This is a genomic window from Micromonospora coxensis (assembly GCF_900090295.1).
Lineage (GTDB): Bacteria > Actinomycetota > Actinomycetes > Mycobacteriales > Micromonosporaceae > Micromonospora > Micromonospora coxensis.
The window spans coordinates 3,044,717-3,068,062 of the sequence record NZ_LT607753.1 but is presented as its reverse complement, the minus strand read 5'-3'; the positions used below and the strand labels follow the sequence as shown (position 1 = coordinate 3,068,062).

At 75.0% G+C, this 23,346-nt stretch carries 25 protein-coding genes; 17 read left to right on the top strand and 8 right to left on the bottom strand.

Translation table 11 applies throughout. The features are described 5' to 3' along the window. Positions 1–5: 5 nt before the first annotated feature. The 3 genes from GA0070614_RS13860 to GA0070614_RS13850 all read left to right on the top strand — a co-directional run bounded on the left by GA0070614_RS13860 (position 6) and on the right by GA0070614_RS13850 (position 2,651). Positions 6–1,016, top strand: a complete 1,011-nt coding sequence (locus GA0070614_RS13860; protein ID WP_088976348.1) for an ABC transporter ATP-binding protein — start codon at positions 6–8, stop codon at positions 1,014–1,016. Beyond that, positions 1,013–2,026 carry an ABC transporter permease subunit gene (locus tag GA0070614_RS13855; RefSeq protein WP_088976347.1) on the top strand — a complete coding sequence of 338 codons (1,014 nt, stop codon included), beginning with the start codon at positions 1,013–1,015 and terminating at the stop codon, positions 2,024–2,026. Before GA0070614_RS13860 ends, GA0070614_RS13855 begins: the two co-directional genes overlap by 4 nt. Positions 2,027–2,186: 160 nt before the next feature. After that, the gene (locus tag GA0070614_RS13850; protein WP_088976346.1) at positions 2,187–2,651 is read left to right on the top strand and encodes a DUF3263 domain-containing protein; all 465 of its coding nucleotides are present in this window, start codon (positions 2,187–2,189) and stop codon (positions 2,649–2,651) included. Here GA0070614_RS13850 and GA0070614_RS13845 read toward each other — a convergent pair whose 3' ends face one another. Further along, a complete protein-coding gene (locus GA0070614_RS13845) occupies positions 2,652–2,864 on the bottom strand; it encodes a hypothetical protein (RefSeq protein WP_088976345.1) in 213 nt (70 codons plus the stop codon). A gap of 246 nt (positions 2,865–3,110) precedes the next feature. Between GA0070614_RS13845 and GA0070614_RS13840 the strand changes: the two genes are divergently transcribed. The 12 genes from GA0070614_RS13840 to GA0070614_RS13785 all read left to right on the top strand — a co-directional run bounded on the left by GA0070614_RS13840 (position 3,111) and on the right by GA0070614_RS13785 (position 10,315). Further along, positions 3,111–4,010, top strand: coding sequence for a hypothetical protein (locus GA0070614_RS13840; protein WP_231933631.1), 900 nt, complete (start codon positions 3,111–3,113; stop codon positions 4,008–4,010). A gap of 128 nt (positions 4,011–4,138) precedes the next feature. Further along, on the top strand, positions 4,139–4,648 hold the full coding sequence (locus tag GA0070614_RS13835; RefSeq protein ID WP_088976344.1) for a GNAT family N-acetyltransferase: 510 nt from the start codon (positions 4,139–4,141) through the stop codon (positions 4,646–4,648). Between the two features lie 290 nt (positions 4,649–4,938). Further along, the gene (locus GA0070614_RS13830) at positions 4,939–5,424 is read left to right on the top strand and encodes a hypothetical protein (RefSeq protein ID WP_088976343.1); all 486 of its coding nucleotides are present in this window, start codon (positions 4,939–4,941) and stop codon (positions 5,422–5,424) included. 2 nt (positions 5,425–5,426) lie between these two features. Further along, positions 5,427–6,653 carry an SRPBCC family protein gene (locus GA0070614_RS13825; protein ID WP_088979423.1) on the top strand — a complete coding sequence of 409 codons (1,227 nt, stop codon included), beginning with the start codon at positions 5,427–5,429 and terminating at the stop codon, positions 6,651–6,653. Beyond that, the gene (gvpJ, locus tag GA0070614_RS31750) at positions 6,650–7,075 is read left to right on the top strand and encodes a gas vesicle protein GvpJ (protein ID WP_088976342.1); all 426 of its coding nucleotides are present in this window, start codon (positions 6,650–6,652) and stop codon (positions 7,073–7,075) included. Before GA0070614_RS13825 ends, gvpJ (GA0070614_RS31750) begins: the two co-directional genes overlap by 4 nt. Position 7,076: 1 nt before the next feature. Then, positions 7,077–7,832 carry a GvpL/GvpF family gas vesicle protein gene (locus tag GA0070614_RS13815; RefSeq protein WP_088976341.1) on the top strand — a complete coding sequence of 252 codons (756 nt, stop codon included), beginning with the start codon at positions 7,077–7,079 and terminating at the stop codon, positions 7,830–7,832. 3 nt (positions 7,833–7,835) lie between these two features. Next, positions 7,836–8,165, top strand: coding sequence for a gas vesicle protein GvpG (locus tag GA0070614_RS13810; RefSeq protein WP_088976340.1), 330 nt, complete (start codon positions 7,836–7,838; stop codon positions 8,163–8,165). Positions 8,166–8,170: 5 nt separating this feature from the next. Beyond that, positions 8,171–8,512, top strand: coding sequence for a gas vesicle protein GvpO (locus tag GA0070614_RS13805; protein WP_197701442.1), 342 nt, complete (start codon positions 8,171–8,173; stop codon positions 8,510–8,512). A gap of 1 nt (position 8,513) precedes the next feature. Further along, positions 8,514–8,882 (top strand): gas vesicle protein GvpJ, encoded by a 369-nt coding sequence (gene gvpJ, locus GA0070614_RS31745; RefSeq protein WP_088976339.1) that lies wholly within the window; start codon positions 8,514–8,516, stop codon positions 8,880–8,882. Next, the gene (locus tag GA0070614_RS13795) at positions 8,866–9,687 is read left to right on the top strand and encodes a GvpL/GvpF family gas vesicle protein (RefSeq protein WP_088976338.1); all 822 of its coding nucleotides are present in this window, start codon (positions 8,866–8,868) and stop codon (positions 9,685–9,687) included. The genes gvpJ (GA0070614_RS31745) and GA0070614_RS13795 overlap by 17 nt, the downstream gene beginning before the upstream one ends. Next, complete coding sequence (locus GA0070614_RS13790; protein WP_197701441.1) at positions 9,681–9,908, top strand: gas vesicle protein; 228 nt, start codon at positions 9,681–9,683, stop codon at positions 9,906–9,908. The genes GA0070614_RS13795 and GA0070614_RS13790 overlap by 7 nt, the downstream gene beginning before the upstream one ends. Continuing rightward, a complete protein-coding gene (locus GA0070614_RS13785; RefSeq protein ID WP_088976337.1) occupies positions 9,905–10,315 on the top strand; it encodes a gas vesicle protein K in 411 nt (136 codons plus the stop codon). The genes GA0070614_RS13790 and GA0070614_RS13785 overlap by 4 nt, the downstream gene beginning before the upstream one ends. A 143-nt stretch (positions 10,316–10,458) precedes the next feature. Here the strand turns inward: GA0070614_RS13785 and GA0070614_RS13780 are convergent, their stop codons facing one another. From GA0070614_RS13780 to GA0070614_RS13750, 7 genes are read right to left on the bottom strand one after another with little or no spacing between them, the layout of a single operon-like run. After that, entirely contained in the window at positions 10,459–12,957 is a 2,499-nt protein-coding gene (locus tag GA0070614_RS13780) for an AAA family ATPase (RefSeq protein WP_231933630.1), read from the bottom strand. Between the two features lie 40 nt (positions 12,958–12,997). Continuing rightward, positions 12,998–13,465, bottom strand: coding sequence for a hypothetical protein (locus GA0070614_RS13775; protein ID WP_088976336.1), 468 nt, complete (start codon positions 13,463–13,465; stop codon positions 12,998–13,000). Between the two features lie 46 nt (positions 13,466–13,511). Further along, positions 13,512–14,270 carry a GTP-binding protein gene (locus GA0070614_RS13770; RefSeq protein WP_408630752.1) on the bottom strand — a complete coding sequence of 253 codons (759 nt, stop codon included), beginning with the start codon at positions 14,268–14,270 and terminating at the stop codon, positions 13,512–13,514. Then, a complete protein-coding gene (locus tag GA0070614_RS13765; protein WP_088976335.1) occupies positions 14,248–14,712 on the bottom strand; it encodes a DUF742 domain-containing protein in 465 nt (154 codons plus the stop codon). Before GA0070614_RS13765 ends, GA0070614_RS13770 begins: the two co-directional genes overlap by 23 nt. Next, positions 14,709–15,173, bottom strand: coding sequence for a roadblock/LC7 domain-containing protein (locus GA0070614_RS13760; RefSeq protein ID WP_088976334.1), 465 nt, complete (start codon positions 15,171–15,173; stop codon positions 14,709–14,711). The genes GA0070614_RS13765 and GA0070614_RS13760 overlap by 4 nt, the downstream gene beginning before the upstream one ends. Beyond that, a complete protein-coding gene (locus tag GA0070614_RS13755; protein ID WP_088976333.1) occupies positions 15,170–17,956 on the bottom strand; it encodes a sensor histidine kinase in 2,787 nt (928 codons plus the stop codon). The genes GA0070614_RS13760 and GA0070614_RS13755 overlap by 4 nt, the downstream gene beginning before the upstream one ends. Further along, positions 17,946–19,184 carry a hypothetical protein gene (locus GA0070614_RS13750; protein ID WP_088976332.1) on the bottom strand — a complete coding sequence of 413 codons (1,239 nt, stop codon included), beginning with the start codon at positions 19,182–19,184 and terminating at the stop codon, positions 17,946–17,948. The genes GA0070614_RS13755 and GA0070614_RS13750 overlap by 11 nt, the downstream gene beginning before the upstream one ends. A 376-nt stretch (positions 19,185–19,560) precedes the next feature. Between GA0070614_RS13750 and GA0070614_RS13745 the strand changes: the two genes are divergently transcribed. Next, positions 19,561–22,458: an alpha/beta fold hydrolase gene (locus GA0070614_RS13745; RefSeq protein WP_088976331.1), complete on the top strand. Its 2,898-nt coding sequence runs from the start codon at positions 19,561–19,563 to the stop codon at positions 22,456–22,458. Next, on the top strand, positions 22,458–23,345 hold the full coding sequence (locus GA0070614_RS13740) for an ABC transporter permease (protein WP_088976330.1): 888 nt from the start codon (positions 22,458–22,460) through the stop codon (positions 23,343–23,345). Before GA0070614_RS13745 ends, GA0070614_RS13740 begins: the two co-directional genes overlap by 1 nt. Position 23,346: the final 1 nt, after the last annotated feature.

The window sequence follows — 23,346 nt, the reverse complement described above, 5'->3', positions numbered from 1 at the left end:
GCAGCTTGTCGGCTGTCCTGGAGATCGAAGGTCTACGTAAGACGTACAAGAGCCGCCGGCGGGGCACCCGCAACGCGCTGGACGGCTTCGACATGCGGGTCGAGGCGGGCCAGGTGCACGGCTTCCTCGGCCCGAACGGGTCGGGCAAAACCACCACCCTGCGTACCCTGCTCGGCCTGATCCGGCCGGACGGCGGCCGGATGGCCGTCCTCGGGCACGAGGTGCCGGCGGCGCTGCCCACCGTGGCCGGGCAGATCGGTGCGATCGTGGAGAGCCCGCAGTTCTTCCCGCACTTCTCGGCGCGGGACACCCTCTCCCTGCTCGCCGGCGCCGGCGAGGTGCCCGCCGAGCGGGTGGACGAGGTGCTCGAACTGGTCGGACTGCGGGACCGGGCCGGTGAGCGGGTCAAGACGTACTCGCTCGGCATGAAGCAGCGGCTCGCGGTCGCGTCCGCGCTGCTCAAGAACCCGAAACTGCTGATCCTGGACGAGCCGGCCAACGGCCTGGACCCGGGCGGCATCCGGGAGATGCGCACGTTGATGCGCGACCTCGCCGCGTCCGGGATGACCGTGCTGCTCTCCAGCCACATCCTCGGCGAGATCCAGCTGATCTGCGACTCGGTCACCATCATCTCGCTCGGCCGCCGGGTCGCCTTCGGGCCGGTCGACCAGGTGCTCGCCGCGCACTCGCACGGCGCGGTACGGGTCCGGCTGGACGCCGCGGAGGACCTGGCCGCCGCCGCCGAGGTGCTCGGACGCGCCGGCGTGCCGGTCACCCGGCACCCCGACCACCTGATGCTCAGCGGCGTCGACAAGCCGGCCTCGGTCAACCGGCTCCTCGCCGAGCACCACCTGTACGTCAGCGAACTGGCCTCGGTCGCGGTCGACCTGGAGAGCGTCTTCCTCGAACTGACCAACACCGCGCCGGTGCCCGGTCAGCACCGCCAGGTCGACGAGTCCGCGAAGGTCGGCGGGACGGGGCAGCCCGGCGTCGCCGGAGGGGGTTGGGGAGCATGAGTCTGTTCGTCACCGAGCTGCGCCGGCTGACCAAGCGGCGGCTGACCCGGCTGCTGCTGGTCCTGCTCGTCGTCGGCCTGGCCGGCGTCGCCACGGTCTTCGCGTTCTCCAGCCACAAGCTCTCGCCGGCCGTCGTCGCGCAGGCCCAGGCCGAGTCGGACGCGCAGTACCGGCAGGCGGTCCAGGACTGGCAGAAGTCGGTCGCCGAGTGCGAGGCCGCCCAGGCGCGCGGCGAGAAGACGGAGGAGCGGTACGGCCCGAACTGCGGGCGCGACTGGCAGCCGCAGCCGGAGATGTTCGATCCGAAGTGGAACCTGCCGTACCAGTTCGACTTCCGGGCGGAGTTCGGCGTCTTCGTGGCCGTCTTCGCCGGGGCCGTCGGGCTCTTCGCCTTCCTGGTCGGGGCGTCGTTCGTCGGGGCGGAGTGGAGCACCGGCGGAATGATGAACCTGCTGCTCTGGCGGCCCCGGCGGCTGTCCGTGCTCGGCACCAAGCTGGCCGCGGTGCTGACCACGCTCGCCGGTGTGACCGTGGTGCTCGGCGCGCTCTGGACGCTGGCCTTCTGGCTGATCGGCACGTACCGGGGCACCACCGCCAAGGTCACCGCCGGGGTCTGGCAGTCGGTGGGCCTCGACGGGCTGCGCGCGCTGGCGCTGATCCTGGCGGTGGGCGCGGTCGCGTTCGCGCTCGCCTCGATCGGCCGGCACACCGCGATGGCGCTGGGTGTCGCGGTCGGCCTCGGCGTGGTCAGCGAGATCGGCGTGCGGATCGGCACGTTCATCGCCGGCGTCCCGTTCGGCGACCGGTACGTCCTCTCCACCTACGCGTTGGCCTGGTTCCAGAAGCAGTGGAAGCTGGTGGACTACGACTCCTGCCAGTTCGTCCAGGGCGCGTGCGAGCCCAAGGAGCTGATCGTCACCTGGCAGCAGTCGGGCCTGCTCTTCGGGCTCGGCGCGGCGCTGGTGCTGATCGCCGCCTTCTGGCTGATGCGCCGGCGGGACGTCACCTGAGTCGTCGCGCCGCCGGAGGCCGGCGGTGGACGTGACGGCCCGCGCCGACCCGGTCGGCGCGGGCCGTCGTCCGCTGCGATCGTCGCCCGCCCTGGTTAGGCTGGGTGTCCCCCCTCCGGTCGGCCCGACCCGCCGGACGTCCGCCCTGCTGAGGAGCGCCATGCCCCCCGCCGACGCCGCCCCGGCCGCCGCCGACCGGTCCGAGCCGTCGCCGGGCCGGGCCGCCGCCGAGGTCGCCGGGCGTACGGTCCCGCCGCCGCGCTCCGTCCCCCCGGTGGAGACCACCGGCGCCGCCCCGGAGGTCGCCGGGTCGACGCCGGACGACAGCGCGCCGCCCCCGCCCGTCGAGGCGGTCGCCACCGGTGCGGAGTCCGACGGGGACGGCCCCGCCGCCGACGCGCTCACCGAACGGGAGCAGCGGATCCTGGCCTTCGAACGGCAGTGGTGGCGGCACGCCGGGGCGAAGGAGCAGGCCATCCGGGACACCTTCGGCCTCTCCGCCACCCGCTACTACCAGCTGCTCAACGCCCTGCTGGACCGGCCCGCCGCACTCGCCGCCGAGCCGGTGCTGGTCGGGCGGCTGCGCCGGCTGCGCTCGTCGCGCGCCCGTAACCGCCGCCGCTGATCACTTCTCGTACGTGCGCAGGCCGTTGCCGAGGGCGAAGAAGGTCGGGGCCCACTCCCCGATGAAGATGCCCCAGCGGTCCGCCCGGGCGACCCCGGCGCGCTCCAGGTGCTTGGAGAGGAACCAGCTGGTGAAGGAGAGCCCGATGCTGACGAACCCCGCCAGGTAGGCGTGCTCCGCCTTCAGTCCCGCCTCGTGCAACCGTTCCAACATGGCGATCCCCCTGTCGCTCGTACGGCTCTCCCGGCGCGACCGGGTCGTCCCGCCGCGCCGGCCCGGCGGGTGACCCGGAAAGCCGATCGCCTCTGACGCTACCGTCGGTCACGGCGACGTACCGCTGGGTTGCGTGATCCTCGGGGTTCCGGCGGTGCGCGCCGGACCCGACGGGCCGAGCGACGACGGGCATGGCGGGCCCCGGTGCGGGTAGCCGGGCCCGGGGGCGAGGAGGGGAGCGGGCAGATGGCGGGACCGGAGGCGCGGCACCCGGCGGGGCACACCGTCCGGACGGTCGGGGAGGCGTCCACGATGCGGGTCCGCTCCGCCTCGACGGCCGCGCCGGGGCGACTGGAGAACGAGGACGTCGTCTTCCGGTTCGGACCGCTGGTGGGGGTGCTCGACGGCGCCACGGTGCCGGACGGCTTCGACACCGGATGCGTGCACGGGCCGGCCTGGTTCGTCCGGCACCTGGCCGCCCGGATCGGACTGGCGGTGGCCGCCCGCCCGGCCGCGACCCTGGTCAGCAGCCTCGCGGCGGCGCTGCTCGCGGTTCGCGCCGACCACGGCGACAGCTGCGACCTGGACCACCCGGGCACCCCGTCGGCGACGGTCTGCCTGCTGCGCGAGGGCGTCGACGAGGTCGACTACCTGGTGCTCTGCGACAGCCCGCTGGTCCTCGACGTCGGTGGGCGGGTCGAGGTGGTCTCCGACGACCGGCTCGACGTTGCCATGGCCGACCTGCGACGGATCGCGGCGGGGCTGCCGGCCGACGGGACCGACCCGCAGACCCGGTTCCGGCAGGCGGTGTCGGTGCAGCGGGAACGGATGAACCGGACACACGGCTACTGGGTGGCGGCGACCGACCCGGACGCGGCGTACCACTCGGTCACCGGGACGCTGCCCCTGCGGGGGCCGAACGCGGTGCGGCGGGCGGTGCTGCTCAGCGACGGCGCCTCCTGCGCGGTCGAGCAGTTCGGGCTCCTCGACTGGGCCGGGCTGCTCGACCTGGTCACCGCCGAGGGACCGGGCGCGCTCATCGACCGGGTACGCGCCGCCGAGCGCGCGCACCCGGACCGGCTGCGCCGGCACAAGCGTGCCGACGACGCGTCGGCGGTGCTGTGCGAGTTCCCGTCGCGCGACTGACCCGCCCTCGACAGCGGAGCGTGACGTAGACCACCCCGGTGGTCCGACCGGCCGATCCCTGGGGACGGAGGGTCAGTCCACCGCCGAAGGGCTGGACGAGCGGCGGACAGGACGGCAGACTCCGGCTCGTGAGGGGTGCCGTACGACTGGAGCCGGTGGACGAGCGCAACCTGGAGCCGTTGCTCTCCGTAGCCGTCGCCGAGGCCGAACCGGACGACGTGATGCCCCCGGTCGACGCCCCGGCCGGCTGGTCGGCGGCCCGCCGGGAGGCGTTCCGGGAGTTCCACCGGGCCAGCTTCGCCGGCCTGGACGGCCCCACCCGCACCCTGATGTACGCGATCCTCGCCGGTGGCGAGGTGGTCGGCATGGTCCGGATGAGCCGCTGCGACGAGCCCGGTGTGGTGGAGACCGGCATGTGGCTCGGCCGCTCCGCGCGGGGGCAGGGTCTCGGCGTGGCCGCCCTGCGGGAGTTGATGGACGCCGCGGCGGCCGCCGGCATGCAGGCCGTCGTCGCCGACACCACGCGGGACAACGCCGGCGCGGTGGAAGTGCTCCGCAAATGCGGCGCGAAATTGCTGGAGAATGGCGACCGGGTGCACGCGGAAATCTGTCTCGACGCGACGCCGCCAGCGCTCTGACAATTATCTGTGAGGTCTGATCCGTTCTCGCGTCCTCGCTGCTCAACGGGTATGGTCTGTCCGTTTTATGGCGGACGCTGCCACCCTGGCGTCGGCTCTCCCATTTCCGCGGTGACCCATTCCGGAATGCGTCGGGAAATGTTTCGCGATCAGGGTCGCGGGTACTGCCGGCCGGGTCCGCTGATACGGGACACCCGATCACGGCCCGCCACGCGCTGATTTCCCCGGGCAGTTGTCTTCCGGCCTCGGTGGATCGGGTCGTCCCACCACCGGGGAGTGAAGGAGAACTGATGAAGAGCGGAATGCGGATCGGCCTCGCGGTCGGTGCCGGATACATTCTCGGGCGGCGCAGGAAGCTGCGTACCGCCCTCACCCTGGCCGCGGCGGTCGCCGCCGGCCGGGCCAGCCGCGACCCGGGACAGCTGCTCAAGCGCGGCGGTGACCTGCTGAACTCGTCGCCCCAACTGGCCAACCTGGGCAAGCTCGGCGGCCCGCTCGCCTCGGCCGGCAAGGCCGCCGCGACCGCCGCCGCGAGCAGCGGCATCGACGCCGTCAGCGGCCGGCTGCGCGGCAGCGCCGACGCCCTGCGCCGGAAGTCCACCGGCGGCGCCGGCCCGGACGAGACCCGCGACGACGAGTCCCGCGACGACGAGTCCCGCGACGACCGGGCCCTCGACGAGAGCTCCGCCCCGGACGAGGAGCAGGAGCTCGACGACCAGCCCGAGGCCGACTACGACGAGCCGGCCGAGCGCCCGGCGGCGAAGCGGAGGCGGTGACCATGGTGACCAACCCCACCGGCGGTCTCGCCGGCAAGGCCCGTGACCAGCTCGGCAGCGACCTGAGGGACCTGGCCTCGGCGATCGGCGAGCGGGCCGTCTCGGTGGTGACCGAGCGGCTGACCGGCGCCACCGGGCGGCTCAGCGAGTACGCGAAGACGGGCGGCGGCCCCGGCCTGATCGCGGCGGCCACCGGGGCGCAGAAGCTGGCCGAGGGCCACTCCCCGATGAAGGCCATGTTCCATGCCGGCCTGGCCGGCGGTAAGGAGAAGCTGATGTCGGCGTTCGGCGGCGGCAAGGGTGGCAAGGGCGGTGGCAAGAAGCTCAAGGTCACCAACATCGTCGAGACGATCGAGGTCGGCGTGCCGGTCCGGGCCGCGTACAACCAGTGGACGACCTTCGGCGACTTCCCGAGCTTCATGAAGAAGGTCGAGCAGGCCGAGAACGGCTCGGACGAGAAGATGACCTGGCGGGCCCAGGTCTTCTGGTCGCACCGGAGCTGGGAGTCGACAATCGTCCGGCAGGTCCCGGACAAGCTGATCCACTGGCGGTCCAAGGGCGAGAAGGGCACGGTCGACGGCACCGTCAGCTTCCACGAGCTGACCCCGGACCTGACCCGCATCCTGGTCGTGCTGGAGTACCACCCGAAGGGCCTCTTCGAGCACACCGGCAACCTCTGGCGGGCGCAGGGCCGGCGGGTCCGGCTGGAGCTGAAGCACTTCGTCCGGCACGTGATGACCACCACCGTGCTCGACCCCGACTCCGTCGAGGGCTGGCGGGGCGAGATCGAGGACTCCCGGGTGGTCAAGGACCACGAAACCGCGCTCCAGGAGGAGCAGGAGGCCCGCGAGCAGGCCGAGCAGGCCGAGACCGAGGAGCCCGAGACCGAGGAGCCCGAGGCCGAGCAGGAACCGGAGGAGGAGCGGCCCGGCACGGGCGGCCGTCGCCGGCCGCCGCAGCGTCGTCGTCCCCCCGAGGAGGAGGAGTACGACGACTACCACGAGGGCGAGGACTACGACGAGGGGTACGACGAGGAGGAGCCCGAGGAGGAGCAGCCTCCGCCGCGCCGGCGTCAGCCGGAGCGCGCCCGCCGCCCGCAGCCCCGTGCCGAGCGGGAGCCCCGGGAGGAGCGGGAGCCCCGCGAGGAGCGGTCCCGTCCGGCCGCCCGCCGCCCGGAGGCGCCCCGTCGTCCGGTGGTCCGTCGCCGGCGTGAGGAGCGCGGCGAATGACGATCGCGACGACCAGCGGGGGCGGACAGCCCGGCAGCGCGCTGGAGCGCGGCGGCAGCGGCGGCGGCACCTTGGCCGACGTGGTGGAGACGGTGCTCGACAAGGGCGTCGTGATCGACGCCCAGGTCTCCGTCGCCGTGGTCGGCATCCAGTTGCTGGAGATCAACGCCCGGATCGTCATCGCCAGCGTCGAGACGTACCTGCGGTTCGCCGAGGCGGTCGACCGGCTGAGCATCGTGCCCAAGGACCAGAAGGGGCTGCCCGACCTCGTCGGCGACGCGGGCAAGGCGGCCACCAAGGGCAAGGCGATCTCCGGCCTGGGCAAGGCGGCACAGGAGATCAGCGGCGCGGTGGCGGACTCGCTGGGCGACCGGGGGTCCGACCGGGAACGCCCGCGCCGACGCCGGGACGAGGAGCGCTGAGATGGCTGACGAGATCGGACTGTTCCTGTACGGCATCGTGCCGTCCGACGTGGAGCCGACCCCGGACGCCACCGGGGTCGGCGACCCGCCGGGCGAGGTGGACGTCGTCCGCCACGGCGACCTGGCGGTGCTGGTCAGCGAGGTGGGACTGGAGGAGCCCATCGGGCGGCCGGCCGACCTGACGGCGTACCAGACGCTGCTGGACGGGACCGCGGAGGTCGCGCCGGTGCTGCCGGTGCGCTTCGGCACGGTGGTGACCGGGCCGGACGCGGTGGTCGACCTGCTGAAGGCGCACCACGACCGGTTCGCCGCCGCCCTGGACGAGTTCGAGGACCGGACCCAGTACACGGTGCACGGCCGTTTCGACGAGCAGCAGCTGATCAGTGAGCTGCTGGCGGAGAACGCGGACGCGGCGGCGCTGGCCGAGCAGGTCCGGGGCCGTCCGGAGATCGAGAGCCGGGAGCAGCGCATCCGCCTCGGCGAGATGATCGCGCAGGCGGTGGAGCTGCGCCGGGAGGCGGAGAACCGGGCGCTGATCGACGCGGTCGGCGAGCTGGCGGTGCTGCACGCGCCGCGCCAGCCCAGCGACGAGCTGGACGCGGTCAACGTGGCCTTCCTGGTCGGGGTGGACGACGAGAAGGAGTTCGTCCAGGTGCTGGAGGACTTCGCCGAGCAGCGTCGGGACCTGATCCGGACGCGGCTGCTCGGCCCGCTGGCCCCGTACGACTTCGTCAGCGCCCATCAGCTGGTGGAGTGACCGGTGGACATCCTCTGGGGACTGCTGACCCTGCCGTACGCCCCGGTGCGCGGCCTCACCGCGGTGGTGAAGGTGATCGCCCGGGAGGCGGAGGCCAAGCAGTACGACCCGGCCACCGTCCGGCGCGAGCTGGAGGAGCTGGACGAGGCGGCGCGTGCCGGTGACCTCACCGCCGCCGAACGGGACCGGGCCCAGCAGCAGGTGCTGGACCGGCTGACCGGGACCAGCGGCGGCGTCGCCGCGCCGGCGGACCGCCCCACGCGGCGGCCCGCCGGCACCCGGCGGCGGTCGGCCGCCCGACGTGACGACCACGACCGACGGCGAGGGAGGTGAGCGGATTGGCGCCAGGACGGATCCGCGGCGACGGCGGGCGCGAGCGACGACCGGAGCCCGAGGCCCGGTACGACGACGAGGACTACGAGCCGATCTCGACGGCCGAGGCGGCTCGGGAGGGGCTGCGGCAGATCGTCGGGCTGACCGGCAAGGACCCGCTCGGGATCACCTCGATCCAGGCCACCGACGACGGGTGGCTGATCGGCGTGGAGGTCGTGGAGGACCACCGCATCCCCGCCTCCACCGACCTGCTCGGCCTCTACGAGGTGGAGCTGGACATGGTGGGGCAGCTGCTGGGGTACCGGCGGGCCCGCCGCTACCAGCGCGGCAAGGGCGACGGGGGTTGACATGACCAGTCCGCGGCAACCGTCGGTGGTGCAGAACACCGGCCAGGTGATGGGTGCCGGTCACGAGCCGGCGAACCTCGGCGACATCCTCGAACGGGTCCTCGACCGGGGCATCGTGATCGCCGGCGACATCCGGGTCAGCCTGCTCGACATCGAGCTGCTGACGTTGAAGCTGCGGCTGGTCATCGCCTCGGTCGACACCGCCCGGCAGATCGGGATCGACTGGTGGGAGCACGACCCGTGGCTCAGTTCGAAGGCCCGGCCACCGGTCGAGCCCGGTCCGCGCGATCCCGAGCAGGTGGCGGCCGAGCGCCGGCCCAGGGTCGCCCGCCGGGCCGCACGGGAGGAGTGGAATGAGTACGACCGCTGAGCCGGCGGCCACCGTCGGCGCCTGGCTGCACGGCGTGGTGCGGGACGCCGACGACGGCGTGCTGGCCACGGTCGCCGGCATGGACGGCGTCGCGGTCCGCGCGGTCCGCGCCGCCGGCCTGGCCGCCGTGGTCAGCGCCGTCCCGCTGGACGGGTACGGCGAGGAGGCGCTGCGCCGGAACCTGGAGGACCTGGCCTGGCTGGAGCGGGTGGCCCGGTCGCACCACGCGGTGGTGGACGCGCTGAGCCGGACGGGTCCGGTGGTGCCGGCCCGGCTGGCCACCGTGCACCACGACGACACCCGGGTCGCCGCGATGCTCGCCGCGCGCCGCGCCGACCTGGCCGGCGCGCTGGACCGGCTCACCGGTCGCGGCGAGTGGGGCGTCAAGGGGTACGTGGTGCCGGGCGCCGTGCCGCGCAGCGAGGAGCCGACCGGCGAGGGTGGGGCCGGTGCGGCGTACCTGCGGCGGCGCCGTGCCCAGCTCACCGCCCGGGACGAGGGGCAGCGGATCGCCGCCGAGGCGGCCGCCGCCGTGCACGCCGCCCTCGCCGGGTACGCCGTCGAGGCGCGCCGGCACACCCCGCAGGACCGGCGGCTGTCGGGCGCGGCGACCGCGATGGTGCTCAACGGCGCGTACCTGGTGGACGCCGGGACCGTGGACGGCTTCGCCGCGCTGGTACGCGAGCTGGCCGACCGGCGTCCGGAGATCCGGCTGGAGTTGACCGGCCCGTGGCCGCCGTACTCCTTCGTCGACGGGCGGCCGGAGGAGCAGGCCGTGCACACCGTACGGGAGGCGGCGTGGTGACCGGCCCGCTCGCGCCGAGCACGGCCGACGACCCGCTGGCCTACCGGCCGGTGGCCCTGGTGGACCTGCTCGACCGGGTGCTCGGCACCGGCGTGGTCATCACCGGTGACATCACCCTGGCCATCGCCGACATCGATCTGGTCCGTATCTCGCTGCGCGCGCTGGTCGCCTCGGTCGGCGCCCTCGCGCCGCCCGGGCCGGGGCCCGGGGAGTCGGGATGACCGGGCCGCAGCGGCCCGGCGGAGTCGGGTGGGAGGGCGGACCGGACCGACCCGGCGGCCGGCGGGACGAGGCGGCCGAGCTGGCCGCCGCGCTCGGTGAGCCGAGCTGGCAGGCGCCCCGGGTGAAGCCCCTCGACCGGCGGCTCGCCGTCGACCGGGACTCGGTCGAGCGGGGGCTGGCCAGTCTCGTGCTCACCGTGATCGAGCTGCTGCGTCAGCTCATGGAACGACAGGCGCTGCGCCGGGTGGACCTCGGCGACCTCACCGAGGAGCAGATCGAGCGGGTCGGCGCGACGCTGATGGCACTGGAGCAGCAGATGACCGAACTGCGCGAGTACTTCGGCCTCGCCCCGGAGGACCTCAACCTCGACCTGGGCCCGCTCGGCCCGCTCCTCCCCACCGACTGACCCCCTCCCCACCCGCACTCCGCTGCGGTCGATCGCGTCGTTGACCCACGCGCTGTGCGGCGTGTCGCGGTGTCCGGACGCCCGGACACCGCAAGAGGAGTGGATCATGCGGGCCGGACTGGGCCGCGTGGGCGGGGTGAGGGTCAGTGGGGCTGGTGTTTGTCGGCGTAGGCGGCGAGCCAGGCGACCTGGGCGGGGTCCAGGGAGGGGCGGACGCGGCGGCGGGCGGTCGCCACGTGGGCGGCGGTGACCGTGGACGCGGTCAGCGACTCGCGCATCGCGGCCAGCGCCGCCTCCCGCACCAGCGCCGCGCAGTCGGCCGCCGAGAAGCCGTCCAGCTCCCCGCCGAGCGCGGCCAGGTCGACGTCCTCGGCGAGCGGCACGTTCCGCGACGACGCGCGCAGGATCTCCGCCCGGGCGGGCCCGTCCGGTGGCGGCACGTAGACCAGCCGTTCCAGCCGGCCGGGACGCAGCAGCGCCGGGTCGACCAGGTCCGGGCGGTTCGTCGCGCCGACCACCACCACGTTGCGCAGCGCCTCCACCCCGTCCAGCTCGGTCAGCAGCGCGGCGACCACCCGGTCGGTCGTACCGCCGTCGGTGGCCTGGCCGCGTACCGGGGCCAGCGCGTCCACCTCGTCGAGGAAGACCAGCGTGGGCGCGGCCTCGCGGGCCCGCCGGAACAGCTCCCGGACGGCCCGTTCGCTCTCGCCCACCCACTTGGAGAGCAGCTCCGCGCCCTTGACCGAGAGCACGTTCGCCCGGCCGGAGCCGGCCAGCGCGGTGACCAGGTACGTCTTGCCGCAGCCGGGCGGGCCGTAGAGCAGCACCCCGCGAGGCGGCTGCACGCCCAGCCGGGCGAAGGTGTCCGGGTAGGTCAGCGGCCAGAGCACCGACTCGGTGAGGGTCTGCTTCACCTCGACCAGATCGCCGACGTCGTCCAGGGTGACCGAGGCCAGCTCCAGGGTGGACGCCGCCATCGTGGTCGGCCGGACCACCTCCAGGGCGGCGGTGAAGTCGGCCATCGCCACCGTCGGCGTCCGCGCCGACTTCTGTCGCAGCGCCGCGCGCACCCCGGCCTCGCGGACCAGGGCGGCCAGGTCCGCCGCCACGAATCCGGGGGTACGGCCGGCGACCTCGTCGAGGCGTACGTCGTCGGCCAGCGGCACCTGCCGGGTGAGCACGGTCAACTGCTCGCGGCGCAGGGCCGGGTCGGGCAGCGGGACGGTGATCCGCAGGGAGAGCAGGTCCGGGGCGCGCAGCGCCGGGTCGACCGCCTCGGGACGGGAGGTGGTGCAGACCACCGCCGCCCCGGAGCGGACGGTCTCGGCGAGCACCTGCCGGAACACGGTGGACAGCGGACCGGCGTCGTCGGCCGGGGCGAGCGCCTCCACGTCGGCGACCAGCAGCACGGCCGGTCCGTCGGCGCGTACCTCGGTGGCCGCCTCGCGCAGCCGGCGGGCCGCCGCGTCATTGGTCAGCGCGGCCAGCTCCGGGGCCCAGAGCCGGCGGACCCGGGCGCCGACGGTCGCCGCGACCGCCCCGACCAGCGCCGACTTGCCCGACCCGGCCGGTCCGCTGACCAGCACGCCCAGCGAGACGGTGGTGCCCAGCCGGCCCAGCACCTCGCGGTGGTGGAAGCCGAGGTCGAGCAGTTCGGTCAGCTCCTCGGCCTGGGCGCGCAGCCCGGGCAGTTCGTCCACGTGCGGCGCGTCCTGCGCGGCCAGGTCGTCCCGGGCGGTCGCGTCCTCGGCCTGCCCGGTCGCGCCGCCCGCTCCGGCGCGGGTGGCGGTCGCCTGGCCACCGCCCGCGCCCGCGCCACCGCCCGAGTCATCGCCGGTGCCCGCGCCCGTCCCGCTGTACCGATCCGGGGTGCCGCCCCCTGCCCTGCCCCGGGATGCGCTTCCCGTGCCCGTGCCCGCCGTGGCACCGGCGGATCCGCCCGTACCGGTCGGGCCGCCCGTACCGCCCGTACCGGTCGGGCCGCCCGTACCGCCCGTACCGGTCGGGCCGCCCGCGCCGGCCGGCGGGCCGTGCGTGGCGGCGCGCGCCGGGGCGGCGCCGTGGGTGACGTGGCCGTGCTCCCAGCCGACCACGGTGTCCATGGTGACCAGCGCGCCGTCGTCCGGCTCGGCCTCGACCACGGTGAGCAGGGTGCTGGTCCAGGCGTACCCGACGGTGTTGGCCAGGCTGCGGCGGGCGGCGTCGACCAGGGCCCGGACCGAGGCGTCGGGGAGCACGTCCTGCGGCAGCAGCGAGACGTCGTCGCCCGGGGTGACCATCTTGCCGAGCAGGGCGAGCCGGAGCATCTCCGGCGACACCGCCGCGACGACCGGCACCGGGCCGGTCAGGACCACCCGGCGGGCCGGGGTCACCGGGGCGGGGGAGACCGTCACCTGCCCGCCGTCACGCACCCCCAGGTTGCCCAGGACGAGATCGTCGGCGTGCAGCAGAGTGGCGCCGGCCCCCGCCTCGGCGGGCGCGACGATCCCGGCGGTCACCCGCCGGCCGGCGAGCCGGACCGGGTCGCCGGGGCGCAGCGCGAGCGCGGTCAGCACCTCCGGGTGCAGCCGGACGACGCCGCGCCGTGCGTCCAGCGCGGCCGGTCGCAGGCTCGCGGTGAGGGTCAGCTCCGGTTCGGCCACCGCCCGACAGTAGCGGCCCGCGGCACCACCCGCCGGGCCGTCACCGGTCGCCGGTGAGCAGCGAGGGGTCGCGGCGGATCATCTCGGCCAGCCGGGCCGCCGGATCGTCGCCCGACCCGTCACCGGCCGGCGCCCGGGCCGGCGCCGTCCGCCCCGACACCGGCCAGGCCGGCGGGGACGTGGCCGGGGTGTCCGGCCCGACCGTGGCGCCGGTCTCCGTCCAGTCGATCCGCAGCGGGTACGTCCGCCCGTCGTGCTCCACCCGCAGCGTCACCGAGAGCCCGGGGTGCGCGTCCACCACCCGGCGGACCGCCTCGGCGACCTCCCGTACCGGGTCCCGGCCCTCGCCGGCCCGCCCGGCACGTCCCGCCGGCTCTGCCGGGCCGGTCGGCTCGGCCGTGGCGGCCGACGCGTCCCGCGCCTCGTCGCCCGGATCACCGCCCCGGCGCCGCAGCGCCTCCTCCCGGCGAGCCATCCGGGCCAGTGCCTCGTCCAGACCACCTCTCATGACGTCCCCCTCTCCAGTGAAGAACGGGTTGCCGTGCCGAAAAGGTTCAGCTGTCCCTGGATCGGGTCGCCCGGTCCAGCGCCCGGTCCAGGACGACCAGCAGGGCGTCGCGTACCGAGAGCCGGTCCCGGGCGTCGAACCGCACCAGCGGCACGTGGCTGCCGATGGCCAGCGCCCAGCGGATCGCGTCGAGGTCGTGGGCGATCCGGCCGTCGAAGGCGTTCACCCCGACCACGAACGGCAGTCCGGCCCGCTCGAAGTAGTCGATCGCCGGGTAGCAGTCGTCGAGCCGGGAGCTGTCCACCACCACCAGCGCGCCGAGCGCGCCCCGGGCCAGGTCGTCCCACATGAACCCGAACCGGGCCTGGCCGGGCGTGCCGAAGAGGTACAGCTTCAGGCTGCGGTCGATGGTGACGCAGCCGAAGTCCATGGCCACCGTGGTGGTGGTCTTGGTGCTCCGGGTGCCCGGGTCGTCCACCCCGATGCCGGCGCTGGTCATCTCGGCCTCGGTGGTCAGCGGGGCGATCTCGGAGATCGCGCCGACCGTGGTGGTCTTGCCGACGCCGAAGCCCCCGGCGATCAGGATCTTCACCGGGATCGGCGCCCCGCCGGACCCGCTCCGGGTCACCGGCGTCGGCACGGCCTCCGGCGGCGTCGGCGGCCGGTACGGCGGCGGTGGCGCGACCGCGGCCGGTGGCGGCACAGCGGGACCGCCACCCGGGGCGGCGTAGCGGGCGGAGGCGCTGTTGGCGGCGAGCCCACCCAGCGGGGCGACCGGCCAGTCAGGAGATCGCACGGAGTCCATCAATCACTCGCAGGATGATGTCGGGGTCAAGGGCGTCCTCGACGTCCCCGACGTGCACGTCGAGGTGGCCGGCGGCCCGCAGGTCGCCGACCAGGACACGCGTCACGCCGAACTGCATGCGCGTGCGGGCGGAGATCTCCGCGACCGAGATCGGCTGGGCGCAGAGCGCGATGATCGCCTGCAACTCCGGGGCGAGCCGGGCGGCCGGGCCGCCGGCCCCGCCCCGCGCGGTCACCTGGGTCTCCAGGCCGATCGCCGGATCCGCGCCGGCGACCCGCCCGGCGGTGAGCACGAACGGGCGTGGCCCGGCCGGGCGGGTGGCCTCCGGTTCGGCGGTCGCCGACGCGCCCTCGCCGCCGGACGGTGCCGGCGACCGCAGGTAGGGCCGGATCCGGACCAGCGGTTCCGGGTCCGGATCCTCGCCGCCGGCCAGCCGGGTCATTGCTGAACGGCGTTCTTCAGCTCGGCGATCAGTCTCGGGGTGAGCGCGCCACCGGCCCGCCCGGCGAAGAGCGTCATCTCGTACGCCACGGTGCCGAGGTTGGCCGACCGGTCGGCGACCACGCCGAGCACCGAGCCGCTGCTGATCGCGCTGATCAGCAGATAGCCGTCGGCCATGTCGACGATCACCCGGTTCAGTCCGCCGAGGGCGTACCAGCTCGCCGCGCCGCCGGCCAGGCTGGTCATGCCGGAGACCACGGCGGCGAGGCGCTCGGCGTTGGACCGGTCCTTGATCGCCGACATGGCCATCAGCAGCCCGTCCGACGAGACGGCGATCGCCTCCATCACCCCGGCGGTGCTGGAGGTGAACGAGTCCAGCAGCCAGTTGAAGGTGCGGGCCTCCGGGCTGAGCTCGACGCCGGTCGTACGGTCGACGTTGTCGTGCAGGAAGGGGCTGGTCACCGTGATGATCCCTCTTGGTCGTGGCGGTGGTCGGTACTGACTTCACGCAGAGCGCGGGCGACGCCCGCCTCGAACTCCGTGATGCGGTCGCGGACCTCGGTCGGGTCCTGCGGGTCGCTGATCACCGGGGCCGCCTGGGGCGGGGTGACGGCCAGGTTCGCCCCGGGCACCCGGCGGCTCAGCCGGGGCCGGCCCGCGGTCGCGCCGAGTCCGCCGGTCGCGCCGAGTCCGGCGGTAGCGCCCGGCTGGTTCTGTTCGGCCCGGCGTACCCCGGACTCGAACTGCTCGACCAGCGCCCGCGCGGCCTCCGGGTCGGCGAAGGTGGCGTCGACCGGACCGGCCGCCGGACCGGCCGGCGGCAGGCTCGCCCCCGGCACCCGCTGCCGGATCGTCGGCGCCCCGGCGGGCGCTCCGTTCGGGACCGGCGGCCAGGGCGGCGGCGCGGACGCCGCCGGGACGGCCGGCGCGGTGACCGGCGGCGGCGTGACCGGCGCCGGCGCGGCCGTCGGCGGTACGAGGGCGCTGGGCGGCGCGGCGGTCGGCGGTACGAGGGCGGTGGGCCTGCCGGTGGCCGGCGGCTGCGCCCCGGTCGTCGCCGGTGCTCCGGTCCGTTGCCGGCGCGGCAGTCCGCCCGGGGTGGTCGCCGGCTCCCCGGTCTCCTCGACCGGCCCGCTGATCTCCAGGAAGGCGGTCGCCCCGGCGGGGGAGGTCTCGGCGCCCGTCCCGAAGGCGTCCCAGGACTGGGCGGACTCGATGCTCCGGGTGGCCCGGCTCAGCAGGGCCGAGTCGAAGCCGGGCGTCGTGTCGGCGTGCCCGGGGCCGGACGCCGCAGCCGGCGCGCGACCCGACCGGACCGCCTCGATCGCGCCGCCACTCCGCCGGTCCCGCCCCGGTACGGCGGCCTGCGCCACGGTGACGCCCACCCGGTCGGCCCGGTGGACGACCAGCAGCGGGTTCGGCACCTCCAGGCGGGCGGTCACGCCGCCCCCGGCGGTCGGGGCGAGCTGCACCGACCAGCCGTGCCGGCGGGCCAGCCGGCCGACCACGAAGAGACCGAGCACCTCGGTCGGGGCCAGGTCGAGCCGTTCCCGGCGGGCCAGCCGGGCGTTCTCCTCGGCCAGCCGCTCCTCGGTCATGCCGATGCCGTGGTCGACGACGGAGAGCAGGGCCCCGGTCCCGGTCAGCTCGCCGGTCACCACCACCCGGGTGTGCGGGGGCGAGAAGACGGTCGCGTTCTCCATCAGCTCGGCCAGCGCCAGCACCAGGTCGCCGACGGTGGCGGGCGCGGCGGACACCCCGGACGGCACCCGCACGTCCACCCGGGTGTAGTCCTCGATCTCGCCGAGCGCCAGCCGTACCACGTCGGCCAGCGGCACCGGGGCGACGTGGCCGTCGCTGCCGGCGGAGCCGGAGAGCACCACCAGGCTGCCCGCGTTGCGCCGCAGGCGGCTGGAGATGTGGTCCAGCCGGTACAGGTGCTCCAGCCGGGCCGGGTCGGTCTCCTGCCGCTCCAGCCGGTCGATCAGCGCGATCTGGCGGCCGACCAGGTTCTGGGTACGCCGTCCGACGTGGCCGAACATCTGCGCCACGTTGCGCCGGCCGGCGACCTGCCGTTCGACCAGCCGGGCGGCGGTGCTCTGCACCCGCTCGAAGGCCCGGGCCAGGTCACCGATCTCGTCGCGGGCGTGGATGTCGACCGGGTCGAGGCGTACCGGTGGGGCGGTCTCGGACTCGTCGTCGGCGACGCGCACCAGCTCCGCCTCGGCGACCCGGGCGACCCGGTCGGCGGAGCGGGTGAGCCGGGTCAGCGGTCGCGCCACCGTACGGGCCACGGCCACGCTGAGCAGCACGACGGTGAGCAGGACCAGGGCGGCCGCGCCGCCGACCAGCCAGGCGGTGGTGAGCGCCCGCCGCTGGTCGGCCGTGGTCTCCGCGATGACGTCGGCGGCGATCTTCTTCTCCATCAGCTGCCCGAGGGTGATCATCGAGCGGACCGAGGGGAAGAGCGCGTCCAGCGGGACGTCCTTGATCGCCGCGACCGGGTCCTTGACGCTGTCGACGAGGAAGGTCGGCGAGGTCCGGGCGGCGACCGCGGCGTCGTCGAGCATGGCGAGCTTGTACTGCTCGGCGGTGATCAGGCTGCGGAAGCGCAGGTTGTCCACCTGGAGCGCGGCCATGCAGGCGATGTACGAGGCGGAGACCCTCGGGTCCGAGGTCGCCTTGACCAGTACGATCAGGGTGGCGCACGCGCCCAGTCCCTCGTCGGCGCGCAGCAGCCCGTCCAGGGCGAGCACCTGGCGGCCGGCGGGGGTGTTGGTGTCCACCCGGAACGCCAGCCGCAGCGACTCGATCAGGGCCATGTCGATCGGGCCGAAGACCTCCATCACCTGCGCCGGGGTGGCCGTACGGGCGAGCACCAGGGAGCGCAGGTCGGCGAGCTTGCGTACGCCGTCCAGGGCGGCGACGGTCTCGGCGGAGAGCTGGTCGCCCAGGTCGGCGCGGATGTCGGCGACCCGGTCGTCCACCGCCGCCGACTTCTGGACCAGCTCGGTGCGCTGCACCCGGCCGAGCAGCAGCCCGACCGACAGGATGCGCTCCTGCTGGAGGTCCTGCACGAGGCTGCCGACCCGGTTGGCCAGCCGTACGGTGTCGGCGATCTCGCCGGCCCGCTGCGCGGCGGCGACCCGGTCGAGCACCACCGGCACGGCCAGCCCGACCATGCTCAACAGCGGGATGATCACCAGCAGGGCCAGCTTGCCCCGGATCCGGAGCCTAGCGAGCATCGAATGGCCCCCAGCGGTCGGTTCCGCCCTCCCGGCCGGTGCCGGCGGGCTGGAGCAGCCGGTGGTCCTCGGGCCTGATCCGGGCGCCCGGGGCGCCGGTCGCGGCGGGGCCACCCCGGTCGGCCGGCGGCTGCCAGCCGGAAGCCGGCCCGGCCTGCTCCTCGGCGTCCGCCTCGGCGGCGCGGCGGGCCTCGGCGGCGCGCTGCCGGGCCCGGCGGAACGCGGCGAGCAGCACACCGATCAGGATCACCACGAGCAGCACCGCCGCGGCGACGGCGCCCACGGCCAGCCAGCGGTCCCGGTCGTACCCGTCGATCCGGTCGGCGAGCTGCTCGTCGAGCTGGTCGAGGATGACCGGCTGGAGCAGCCGCGCCGCGGACTGCGCGTTGGCCCGGGCGGCGGCGACCTGCGCCGGGTCGGCCAGGCCGGTCCTCGATCGGGGGTCGGGCGCGGAGTACGCGGCGAGCGCCTCGACGGCCCGCTGGTAGGTGTCCAGCGGGGTGAGCACGTTGGGGCCGAGGTCGGTGCGCTCCGAGTTGTCCACCGCCGCCCGCAGATCGGCGACGAGGTCGGCGGCGGAGCCGAGCGCGGTGACCCGTACCTCGGCCAGCTCGCCCTGGGTGCGGGCGCGGGTGTCGGCGGGGCGGCGGGCGGCGAGCGCGGAGAGGTCGGCGAGACGGCCGGCGGCGACCACCGCGGTGGGCAGGTCGCGTCCGATGCCGTCCTGAAGGAAGAACGAGTCCGGCTCGGGATCGCGGACCAGCCCGGAGCTCTCCCGCACCTTCCGGTACAGCGCCAGCAGCAGGTCGGTGACCTCGCCGTACGCGGCGTACGCGGCCTCCGGGTCGGCGAGCGACTTCTCGGGCAGCGCCTCCAGCTTGGCGCGCAGCCCGGCCCAGCGCTCGTGGCTGCGCAGCTCGTCGCCGATGCGCACGTCGACCTGGGTGGCGTTCTCGACCGCCCGGTCGAGGGCGTCGCGGGAGGCGGGCCGGCCGGCCACGGCGGCGGACTGGGCGTCCACCAGCGCCTCGGTCACCGGGGCGAGCGCGCGCAGGTACTCGACGCCGGCCCGCTCGCGGACGGTGAGGTCCCGGTCGTCGCCGGTGAGGCGGTAGGTCTGGACGAAGAGGAACGCCACCGGGGCCAGCAGCGCCACGACGAGCAGCAGCGGCAGGATGCGGCCCGAGGCGGAGGGGCGTCGACGGACCCGCTGCGCGGGGACGGTCATGGGTCTGTCTCCTCCGGCGACGGCGGGGGATCTGTCCAGTGCCGGGGGTCGCCGAAGGAGTCCCGTACACCGGACCGGAAAACTAACCGACCGGGCTGCACCAGAGACGGTTGCGAATCAGTCAGTTTTGCGTCACTACGAGCGATGTCACCTGGCGTCGGCCGGGTCGACACGCGCAGTGCCGTTCCCGGTGCCGACCTGGCCGAATCCGAGGTGATTTCGGATGAAGATCGGAATTCACGTAATCCGAAGTCGTCCCGCCGGTGTCGCTCTGGACGGCACGCGGTCGACCGGATCCGGCCTCCGATCGGACGATCCGGACGGACGTACGGAGGATCCCAGCCAACGCTCAGGAACCGGGCCGTACCTTTGCCGCATGAGATCACCGCTGTCGGCCCTACGGCGCAGCCGCCTCCTGGCCAGCCGACGCCGGATCGTGGCCGCGTCGGTGGTCACCGTGCTGCTGGCCGCCGCCGTGGTCTGGGCGGCCCGACCCGACGGGGCCGAGTTCCGTACGGAGTCCGCGCTGGTCACCGTCCGCTCCGGACCGACCGGCGAGGAGCCGGTCGAGTTGGACACCACGCTCTGGCTGCCCGAGGACGCCTCGGCCGACCGGAAGGTGCCGGCGGTGCTCCTGGCCCACGGCTTCGGCGGCACGAAGGACTCCGTCCGCGCCGACGCCGAGGACCTGGTCGGGCGCGGCTACGCGGTGCTGACCTGGACGGCGCGCGGGTTCGGCCGCAGCGGCGGCCAGATCCACCTGGACCACCCCGACTACGAGGTCCGCGACGCCCAGCGGCTGCTGGACCGGCTCGCCGCGCGGCCGGAGATCCGTACCGACGCCGCCGGCGACCCGCGGGTCGGCGTGGTCGGCGGCTCGTACGGCGGTGGCCTGGCCCTGCTGCTGGCCGCCCAGGACCAGCGGGTCGACGCGATCGTCCCGATGATCACCTGGAACGACCTGTCCCGCGCCTTCCTCCCGGAGAGCACCGGCCGGCCGGCCACCGAGGGCGTGTTCAAGAAGGGCTGGGCCGGCATCTTCTTCGGTGGCGGCGGGAACGCCGGCTCCGGTCCGGCCGGGATCTCCGGCAACTCGGCCGCCGCGCCCGAGGGCGCGCCCGCCTCGGCCGGCCCGCCCAGCCCGGGACCGGGCGCGGGTCCGGGCACCGGTCCCTCCCGGGCGCCCGCCGGGGCCGCCGACCCGTCCTGCGGCCGGTTCGCCGCCGACGTCTGCGCCGCGTACCTGCGGATCGCCACCACCGGACGGGCCGACCAGGCCGCGGTGGACCTGCTGCGCCGCTCCTCTCCGGCCGGTGTGCTCGACCGGATCGAGGCCCCGACCCTGCTGGTGCAGGGCGAGGCGGACACCCTCTTCCCGCTGGCCGAGGCGGACGCCAACGCGCGCGGCATCGCCGCCGCCGGCACCCCGGTGCGGGTCGCCTGGTTCACCGGCGGGCACGACGGCGGCGAGGGGCCGAAGACCGACTCCGACCGGATCAAGTTCCTCACCGCGCAGTGGCTCGACCACTACGTCGCCGGTGACGGCGCGGCCCCGGGCGACGACTTCACCTTCTCCCGCATCGCCGGGTTCGACGCGCTCGACCGGGGACTGGTGGCCACCGGCTACCGGATCACCGACTATCCGGGGCTGACCGGGCAGGCCCGGCGCGAGGTGGCGGTGCGCGGACCGGCCCAGCCGGTCGCCAACCCGCCGGACGGCAACCCCGCGGCGATCTCCTCGGTGCCGTTCGCCGGTGCGCTCGGCTCGCTGCTCGACGGGGTGGCCGGGGACATCCCCGGCCAGCACGCCCGCTTCGAGTCCGCGCCGCTGACCGAGGCGGTGGACGTGGTCGGCTCGCCCACCGTCTCCCTCCGGGCGGCGTCGCCGACCGGCGAGGCGGTGCTCTTCGTCAAGCTCTACGACGTCGACCCGAGCGGCGCGACCACGCTCCCCTCCGGGCTGGTCGCCCCGGTCCGGCTCACCGGGCTGCCGGCCACCGTCGACGCGGCGCAGCCGGTCCAGGTCACCCTGCCGGCGATCGTCCGCCGGATCGAGGCCGGGCACCGGCTGCGGGTGGTCGTCGCCACCTCGGACCAGGCGTACACCACGCCGGTGGAACCGACCGTCCACACGGTCGCCGTGGGCGACGCCCCGCTGACCCTGCCGACGGTCGACGCCGCCCCGATCCCCACCACCGCCACCGTGTGGCGCTGGGTGCTGGTCGGCCTGCTCGCGGCCATCGTGGTCGGGCTCGCCGTGGTCGTCGCCGTGGCCCGCCGCCGGCACCGCCGCCAGGACAGCTCCGTGCATCCGCAGTACGCGGGCGTCCCGCTCGCCGTACGGGACCTGCGCAAGGAGTACGCCGACGGCTTCGTCGCGGTCTCCCGGGTGGACTTCGAGGTGCATCCCGGCCAGGTGGTCGGCCTGCTCGGGCCGAACGGCGCCGGCAAGACCACCACCCTGCGGGTGCTGATGGGGCTGACCCAGCCGACCGCCGGCGAGATCTACGTGTTCGGGCACCGGCTGGTGCCCGGCTCGCCGGTGCTGTCGCGGATCGGCGCGCTGGTCGAGGGGCCCGGCTTCCTGCCCCACCTGTCCGGCCTGGAGAACCTGAAGGCGTACTGGCGGGCCACCGGGCGGCCCTGGGCGGATGCGCACTTCGACGAGGCGCTGGAGATCGCCGGCCTGGGCGCCTCGGTGCACCGGCGGACGAAGAACTACAGCCACGGCATGCGGCAACGGCTGGCCATCGCGCAGGCCATGCTCGGCCTGCCGGAGCTGCTGGTGCTCGACGAGCCGACGGACGGGCTGGACCCGCCGCAGATCGCCGAGATGCGCCGGGTGCTCCAGCGGTACGCCACCGACGGCCGGGCGGTGCTGGTCTCCAGCCACCTGCTGGCCGAGGTGGAGCAGACCTGCACCCACGCGGTGGTGGTCAACAAGGGGCGGATCGTGGCCGCCGGCCCGGTCGGCGAGATCGTCGGCGAGTCGCCGAGCGTGCTGTTCGAGGTGACCGACCCGGTCGCCGCCCGCGCGGTGCTGGACCGCCTGGACGGGGTCCGGGTGCTCGCCGCCGGTGACGGCGGGGACGTGCCGCCGGACGGCGGTGCCGGTGGCCTGGTGGTGGACACCAACGGCACGGCCCGCAGCGAGGTGGTGGCCGAGCTGGTCCGGGCCGGCATCGGGGTGGACCGGGTGGTGCCCCGGCGCCGCCTGGAGGACGCGTTCCTCGCCCTGGTGGGCGACAACTCTCGGGGAAGCGGGGACCGGTGATGGCACAGTCGTCTTCGGTGGGCGAGGTCGGGCCGGGCGGGGCGGCGGTCGGGTACCGTCCCTCGGCCACCCTGCCGTTCGCCGCGGAGTTCCGCCGGCAGGCGTCGCGGCGGCGTACCCAGCTGGCGCTCGGGTTCATGGTGCTGCTCCCGCTGATCATCCTGATCGCGTTCCAGTTCGACTCGGGCGACGACGACCGCGACGGTCGGGGCGAGTTCGCCAGCCTGGCCGACCTGGCCACCTCGGGCGGGCTGAACTTCACCCTCTTCTCGATCCTGGTCTCGGCGTCCTTCCTGCTGGTCGTGGTGGTGGCGCTGTTCTGCGGGGACACGGTGGCCAGCGAGGCGAGCTGGGGCAGCCTGCGCTACCTGCTGGCGGTGCCGGTGCCCCGGGCCCGGCTGCTGACGGTGAAGCTGCTGGTGGCGCTCGCGTACTCGGCGCTGGCCCTGCTGCTGCTCGCCGGCACCGCCCTGCTCGCCGGCACCCTCCGCTACGGCTGGGAGCCGCTGCGCAGCCAGGTCGCCGCCGAGCTGGCCCCGACCGACGGGGTGCTGCGGCTGCTGGCGGTGCTCGGCTACCTGGCGGTCGTCCTGCTGGTGGTGGCCGGGCTGGCGTTCCTGCTGTCGGTGACCACGGACGCCGCGCTCGGCGCGGTCGGCGGCGCGGTGCTGCTCTGGATCCTGTCCAGCATCCTGGACCAGATCACCGCGCTCGGCGCGCTGCGCGCCTTCCTGCCGACGCACTACAGCACCGCCTGGCTCGGGCTGCTCTCCACGCCGATGCAGACCGACGACGTGGTGCGGGGCGCGATCTCGGCGATCAGCTACGCGACGATCTTCTGGGGGCTGGCGTTCTGGCGCTTCACCCGCAAGGACGTCACCTCCTAGG